This is a genomic window from Frateuria sp., from assembly GCF_035695185.1.
Taxonomy (GTDB): domain Bacteria; phylum Pseudomonadota; class Gammaproteobacteria; order Xanthomonadales; family Rhodanobacteraceae; genus Frateuria_A.
Genome location: NZ_DASSES010000131.1, coordinates 1 through 6,118, shown reverse-complemented (window position 1 = coordinate 6,118; position 6,118 = coordinate 1). Strand labels below are relative to the sequence as shown.

Genomic DNA, 6,118 nt, shown 5'->3' with positions numbered 1-6,118 from the left:
GATGGGGCGCAGGAAAAAGAAGGGACGGGCCGCCTGGCGCATCCTGACGTGGGTGCTGCTGCTGGCCGTGCTGGCCGGCATCGTCGCCGGGTGGTACGACTTCGAGCGCTTCAGCAGCACCCCGCTCGCGACCGGATCGCAGCGGCAGACGCTCGACGTGCAACGCGGCAGCAGCTTGCGCAACATCGTGGCGCAGCTGCGTGCCCGCAGCCTCACCCGCGCACCCTCGCTGTACTGGCGCTTGCTGGCCGAACGCATGCGAGTGGCCGACCGGCTGCATGCCGGCGAGTACGCGCTCGATCCGGGCACCACGCCCGGCCAGCTGCTCGATGCCATGGCGGCAGGCCGCGTGTTGCAGCGTGATTTCACGATCGTCGATGGCTGGACCTTTCGCCAGTTGCGCGACGCGCTGGCCAAGGTGACCACGCTGCGCCACGACGGTGCGATGCTGGACGAGGCCCGCCTGATGCGTCGCATCGGTGCGGCGGGCGAAACGCCGGAAGGCCGCTTCCTGCCCGAGACCTACGCCTACGTGAAGGGCGACAGCGACCTGGACATCCTCAAGCGTGCCCACGAGGCCATGGTGCGCACGCTGGCCGAACTGTGGCCCGGACGCGACAAGGATCTGCCACTGGCGACGCCGTACGACGCGCTGATCCTCGCTTCCATCGTCGAGAAGGAAACCGGCCGGGCCGACGAACGCCCGAAGATTGCCGGCGTCTTCGTGCGCAGGCTCCAGTATCACATGCTGCTGCAGACCGATCCGGCGGTGATCTACGGCATGGGCGAGGCCTACGCCGGCAATATCCGTCGCAGTGACCTGGTTGCCGATACGCCCTACAACACCTACCTGCATCCGGGCCTGCCGCCCACACCCATCGCCCTGCCAGGCCGGCCGGCGATCCAGGCCGCGCTGCATCCCGCGCCCGGCAAGGCGCTGTATTTCGTGGCCCGCGGCGACGGCAGCCACGTGTTCGCCAGTTCGCTCGCCGAGCACAACCGCAACGTCGCCTGCTATCAGCTGAAGCATTGCCATGACTGAGCCGCGGCGCGGACGCTTCATTTCGCTCGAGGGCGGCGAGGGCGCCGGCAAGAGCACCTTGCTGGCCGGCCTGCACGCGTACATCGCGGGCCAGGGTATCGACCTGGTGCAGACCCGGGAGCCGGGTGGCACGGCGGTAGGGGAGGCGGTCCGCGCCATCGTGCTCGATCCACAGGCGCGTGGCATGGCCGCCGAGACCGAGCTGCTGCTGATGTTCGCCTCCCGTGCCCAACTGGTCCGGGAAGTCGTCGCGCCCGCGCTGGCGGCGGGCCGATGGGTGCTGTGCGACCGCTACGTCGACGCCAGCTATGCCTATCAGGGGGGCGGCCGCGGCCAGCCGCTGGAGCGCATCGCGGAGCTGGAGCGCTGGGCCTGTGCCGGGTTCGTGCCGGACCTGACCCTGCTGCTCGACCTGCCTGTGGCGACCGGGCGCGCCCGTGCCGCGGGGCGGGGCGAGGCCGACCGCATCGAAACCGAGGCCGACGCCTTCTTCGAGCGCGTGCGCTCCAGCTACCGCACGCGCGCCGCGGCAGAGCCCGGGCGCTTCCGCCTGATCGATGCCCGGCAGGCGCCGGAGGCCGTGCTGCAGGCGGCCATCGCCGCGCTGGCACCGTTGTTCGCGGAGGATGCGGCATGAGCACGCCGCCCTGGCACGAGGCGCATTGGCAACGCCTGCAATCCCGGCTTGCGCGCGAGGCGCTGCCGCACGCGCTGCTGTTGTGCGGGCCGGCGGGCCTGGGCAAGCGGGCCTTCCTGCGGCGCTTCGTGCGTGGCCTCCTGTGCGAGCGTCCGCGCGAAGGCGAAGCCTGCGGCCAGTGCCGTGCCTGCCTGCTGCTGGACGCCGGCACCCATCCCGATTTCATGACCGTAAGCTACGGCCTGCGCAAGGATGGCGTGCAGCGCAAGGAGATCGTGGTCGAGCAGATCCGCGAACTGTCCGCGCGGCTTGCCATGGCCAGCCAGTTCGGCGGTTGGCAGGTGGTCACGATCGACCCGGCCGACGCCATGAACACGGCCGCCGCCAATGCCCTGCTCAAGACGCTGGAGGAACCCTCGCCGCAGACCTTGCTGCTGCTGGTCGCCGACGCCCCCTGGCGGCTGCCGCAAACCATCCGCAGCCGCTGCCAGCGGATCGAGTTCCAGCTCCCCGCGCAGGCCGAGGCGATGACGTGGCTGACCGCCCAGGGTGTCGCCGACCCCGCCGCCGCGCTGGAGGCGGCCGGGGGCAATCCCGGCCAGGCGCGGGTCTGGGCGGAGCAGGGCGCGCTGGCGCGCCGGCAGGCCGTGCGCAAGGACCTGGCCGCCCTGGCCGCCGGTCGCGCCGAGCCAATGGAAGTGGCGCGTCGCTGGCTGGACGTCGAACCGGAGCAATGCCTCTGGTTCGCCGCGCAGGCGGCCGTGGACGAAGCGCGGGCCCGCGCGACCGGGGGCGCCCCGCCGCTCGGCAGCCAGCTCGAGGCGGACGTGCTGGCCGAGTGGTTCCATGCCGCCAACCGCACCCGCGATGCCTTGCGCGGGCCGCTGCGTGGAGACCTGCTGCTGTTAGAGTTGCTCGCCGGCTGGCACTGACCCAGGGGCCATGCGGATCCTCCGGTCCACCTGCCTCACGCTACACGTAGTGCGAACGCGCGCTGCCGCAAGCTGCACGCAACGACCGCCCTCGGCTTCCGGGCCCGGGCGCTCCCCACACCCTGGCGCGGGAGGCGCCACGACATGCCGTTGAGCCCGGAGCTGTACAGCCCCGACGCGCGGACCCGCCTGCTGGTGGTGGCGCCGCATCCCGACGACGAAACCATTGGTACCGGCGAACTGCTGCAACTCGTGCGTGCGGCGGGGGGGCAAGTGCGCGTGCTGCTGCTGACCGACGGCGACGACAATCCGTGGCCCCAGCGCTGGCTGGAGCGGCGACTGCGCATCGGCGACGCGGAACGCGCGAGCTGGGGCCGGCGCCGCCGCGAGGAGGTGACCGAGGCGCTGCGGCGGCTCGAGCTGCCGCCAGGTACCCTGCATGCCATGGGCTGGCCGGACATGGGCCTGACCGCGCTGGTGCGCGGGGATGCCTCGATGGCGCGCGCGCGCCTGGTCGAGCAATTGGCGGATTTCCGCCCCAACGTGGTGGCACTGCCGGCGTTGTCCGACCGCCATCCCGACCACGGCAGCGCACATGTGCTGATGCGGCTGGCGCTGGCCGACTGGGATGCCGAGCCACCGCTGTTGCTCGGCTACCTGGTCCACGGGCGGGGGGAAATGCTGCCCGCGGTCGCCCTGCCGGCGGCCGCCGAGCGCCACGCGGCCAAGCTTGCCGCGCTGACGGCGCATGGCAGCCAGATGGCGCTGAGCGCGGGCCGCATGCGCCGGCTGACCAGCCGGCCGGAATGCTACGACCGCGTCGCCCGGCCGCCGGCCGGCCGCGAGGCGGGCGCGTTGCCCTGGCGACCCGGGGCATGGCGTTCGCAACTGCGCCTGACCATCGCCAGCCCCGACGGCGTGCTCCACTGGTCCTGGGCCGAGGCGCCGCTGCAGCGCGACGGGCAGCGCCGCTGGCGCCTCGCCGACGTGCCGACGGCACCGTGCTTTGCGCGACTGGACATGGACGTGCCTTCCCCATGGATCTTCGATCGCTGGGGCTGGTGCGAACTCTAGGCACGCGTGGGGAGGCCTGGGCCCGGGCCTGGAAGGAGGGAGGCGGCATGACGTCCGGCCTTGGGTGCCTGGCGGGCCGCACGCCGCTTTGCGCCCATCCATCCCGCTCGCTACGATGCGTCTGCGCCGGCCCGAAGCCGGCCGTCTGTCCGGAGCCCGAGCATGACCCCCACCGCTGCCCGCCAGGGCATCATTTCGCTGAAGATCAAGGACGCCGCGTCGCTGTACAACGCGTACATGCCGTTCCTGAAGCACGGTGGCCTGTTTGCGCCGACCGCGCAGCGCTACGCACTGGGCGACGAAGTGGTGCTGCTGATCACGTTGATGGACGAGACCGAGCGCCTGTCGGTGGTGGGAAAGGTGGCCTGGATCAGCCCGCTCGGGGCCCAGGGCAACCGCACTGCCGGTATCGGCGTGCACTTCAACGAATCGGGCGACGCCGAGTCGGCGCGACAGCGCATCGAGAACATCCTCGCGGGCGTGCTCTCCTCCGAGCGCCCCACCCACACCATGTAGCCCGGGCCGCGGAGGCGCGCTCCGCCGCGAGCCATGGCCCCCCCTTCGCCTGCATTCGCCGGACTCTCACCGGCGATGTGTGAGAACGGGTGCCACTAACCAATAACTGTCGCGTCCGCAATACTTGGCGTAGTCCCCGTACGCGCTGATACAATGCGGCGGTTACACGAATGGATTTCGTGGAAATCGGGCGCTCGCGGCCCCCACGCGTGCGAACGTGGCCGGACAGCCCCTGCCGTGCGCGGCCTGCCGAACCGAACCAGCCGGATCGCCTTGGGTGGCGATCACTGATGCGCCCGAAGGGTGCGGAGGTACGTTGCATCGTGCTTGCTCAATACTGGCCCATCCTGCTGTTCATCGGCGTTGCCGCCGGCCTGGGCGTGGTGCTGCTGATCATCGGCATGCTCGCCGGCCCGCGCCGTCCCGAATCGGTCAAGCTCGAGCCCTACGAATGCGGCTTCGAAGCGTTCGAAGACGCCCGCATGCGCTTCGACGTGCGCTATTACCTGCTGGCGATCCTGTTCATCATCTTCGACCTGGAGATCGCCTTCCTATTTCCGTGGGCGGTGGTCTTCCAGCACATCGGCATCGTGGCGCTGATCGAGATGGCGCTGTTCCTGCTGTTGCTGGTGGTCGGTTTCGCCTACGTGTGGAAGAAGGGAGCACTGGAATGGGAGTGATGTCTTCCATCGACCGGGTGATGCACAACCCGGAACCGTTGAACCTGGTCGACGACATCCTGCGCCCGGCCGAGGACAACCCGGTCGTGCAGCGCGGCTTCGCCACCACCTCGGTCGACGCGCTGATGAACTGGGCGCGCACCGGCTCGATGTGGCCGATGACCTTCGGCCTGGCCTGCTGCGCGGTCGAGATGATGCACGCCGGCGCCTCGCGCCTGGACCTAGACCGCTACGGCGTGATTTTCCGTCCGAGCCCGCGCCAGTCCGACGTGATGATCGTGGCCGGCACGCTGGTCAACAAAATGGCGCCCGCGCTGCGCCGCGTGTACGACCAGATGCCCGACCCGAAGTGGGTGATCTCGATGGGCAGCTGCGCCAACGGTGGCGGCTACTACCACTACTCGTACTCGGTGGTGCGCGGCTGCGACCGCATCGTGCCGGTGGACATCTACGTGCCCGGCTGCCCGCCGACGGCCGAAGCGCTGATCCACGGCATCCTGCAGTTGCAGAAGAAGATCCGCCGCACCAGCACCATCGCCCGCGGCTAAGGCTGAGAGCCATGACCGATACGCAAAACACTTCGCTCGCCGCGCGCCTCGCGGCGCGGTTCGGCGACACCCTGACGCTGCTGCCCGCCCGCGGCGGCGAACTCACCGCCGAGCTGGCCGCTGCCGATCTCCTGAGCGTCGCCACCGCGCTGCGCGACGAGCCCGACTTCCGCTTCGAGCAGCTCATCGACGTCTGCGGCATCGACTACCTCGGCTACGGCCAGGACGAGTGGGCCACCGAGACGGTCACCGCCACCGGCTTTTCGCGCGGCGTCGAGGGCCAGGCCATGGGCCGCTTCAACTGGGCCGAGCGCCCGCGCGACGCCAACATGCCGCGCCGCTTCGCGGCGGTCGTGCACCTGCTTTCGGTCGCGAACAACCGGCGCCTGCGCCTGCGCGTGTTCTGCGAGGACGACGCGCTGCCGATGGTGCCCTCGCTCACCGGCATCTGGCCGGTCGCCAACTGGTTCGAGCGCGAGGCGTTCGACATGTACGGCATCATCTTCGAGGGCCACCCGGACCTGCGCCGCATCCTCACCGACTACGGCTTCGTCGGCCATCCGTTCCGCAAGGATTTCCCGCTGATCGGCAACGTCGAGGTGCGCTACGACGCCGAGCAGCAGCGCGTGGTCTACCAGCCGGTGACCATCGAGCCGCGCGTGCTGGTGCCGCGCGTGATCCGCGACGAC

The 6,118-nt window shown here is 70.5% G+C and carries 8 protein-coding genes; all 8 read left to right on the top strand.

Annotated elements, in window-relative coordinates:
* Position 1 precedes the first annotated feature (1 nt).
* Positions 2 to 1,042: an endolytic transglycosylase MltG gene (gene mltG / locus VFH59_RS10775; protein WP_325164897.1), complete on the top strand. Its 1,041-nt coding sequence runs from the start codon at positions 2 to 4 to the stop codon at positions 1,040 to 1,042.
* On the top strand, positions 1,035 to 1,679 hold the full coding sequence (gene tmk, locus VFH59_RS10770) for a dTMP kinase (protein ID WP_325164896.1): 645 nt from the start codon (positions 1,035 to 1,037) through the stop codon (positions 1,677 to 1,679). Before mltG ends, tmk begins: the two co-directional genes overlap by 8 nt.
* Complete coding sequence (holB, locus tag VFH59_RS10765; RefSeq protein ID WP_325164895.1) at positions 1,676 to 2,611, top strand: DNA polymerase III subunit delta'; 936 nt, start codon at positions 1,676 to 1,678, stop codon at positions 2,609 to 2,611. Before tmk ends, holB begins: the two co-directional genes overlap by 4 nt.
* A gap of 144 nt (positions 2,612 to 2,755) precedes the next feature.
* The gene (locus tag VFH59_RS10760) at positions 2,756 to 3,685 is read left to right on the top strand and encodes a PIG-L family deacetylase (RefSeq protein ID WP_325164894.1); all 930 of its coding nucleotides are present in this window, start codon (positions 2,756 to 2,758) and stop codon (positions 3,683 to 3,685) included.
* 162 nt (positions 3,686 to 3,847) lie between these two features.
* A complete protein-coding gene (locus VFH59_RS10755; RefSeq protein ID WP_325164893.1) occupies positions 3,848 to 4,201 on the top strand; it encodes a PilZ domain-containing protein in 354 nt (117 codons plus the stop codon).
* Positions 4,202 to 4,524: 323 nt separating this feature from the next.
* Positions 4,525 to 4,881, top strand: a complete 357-nt coding sequence (locus VFH59_RS10750; protein ID WP_325164892.1) for an NADH-quinone oxidoreductase subunit A — start codon at positions 4,525 to 4,527, stop codon at positions 4,879 to 4,881.
* A complete protein-coding gene (locus VFH59_RS10745; RefSeq protein ID WP_325164891.1) occupies positions 4,872 to 5,429 on the top strand; it encodes an NADH-quinone oxidoreductase subunit B family protein in 558 nt (185 codons plus the stop codon). The genes VFH59_RS10750 and VFH59_RS10745 overlap by 10 nt, the downstream gene beginning before the upstream one ends.
* A gap of 11 nt (positions 5,430 to 5,440) precedes the next feature.
* The coding region (locus VFH59_RS10740; protein ID WP_325164890.1) for an NADH-quinone oxidoreductase subunit C at positions 5,441 to 6,118 on the top strand (678 nt) is incomplete at its 3' end.

Bases quoted from the DNA above. Each gene is read 5' to 3' on its own strand.
- mltG (WP_325164897.1), top strand. From the start codon at position 2: ATGGGGCGCAGGAAAAAGAAGGGACGGGCCGCCTGGCGCATCCTGACG.
- tmk (WP_325164896.1), top strand. From the start codon at position 1,035: ATGACTGAGCCGCGGCGCGGACGCTTCATTTCGCTCGAGGGCGGCGAG.
- holB (WP_325164895.1), top strand. From the start codon at position 1,676: ATGAGCACGCCGCCCTGGCACGAGGCGCATTGGCAACGCCTGCAATCC.
- VFH59_RS10760 (WP_325164894.1), top strand. From the start codon at position 2,756: ATGCCGTTGAGCCCGGAGCTGTACAGCCCCGACGCGCGGACCCGCCTG.
- VFH59_RS10755 (WP_325164893.1), top strand. From the start codon at position 3,848: ATGACCCCCACCGCTGCCCGCCAGGGCATCATTTCGCTGAAGATCAAG.
- VFH59_RS10745 (WP_325164891.1), top strand. From the start codon at position 4,872: ATGGGAGTGATGTCTTCCATCGACCGGGTGATGCACAACCCGGAACCG.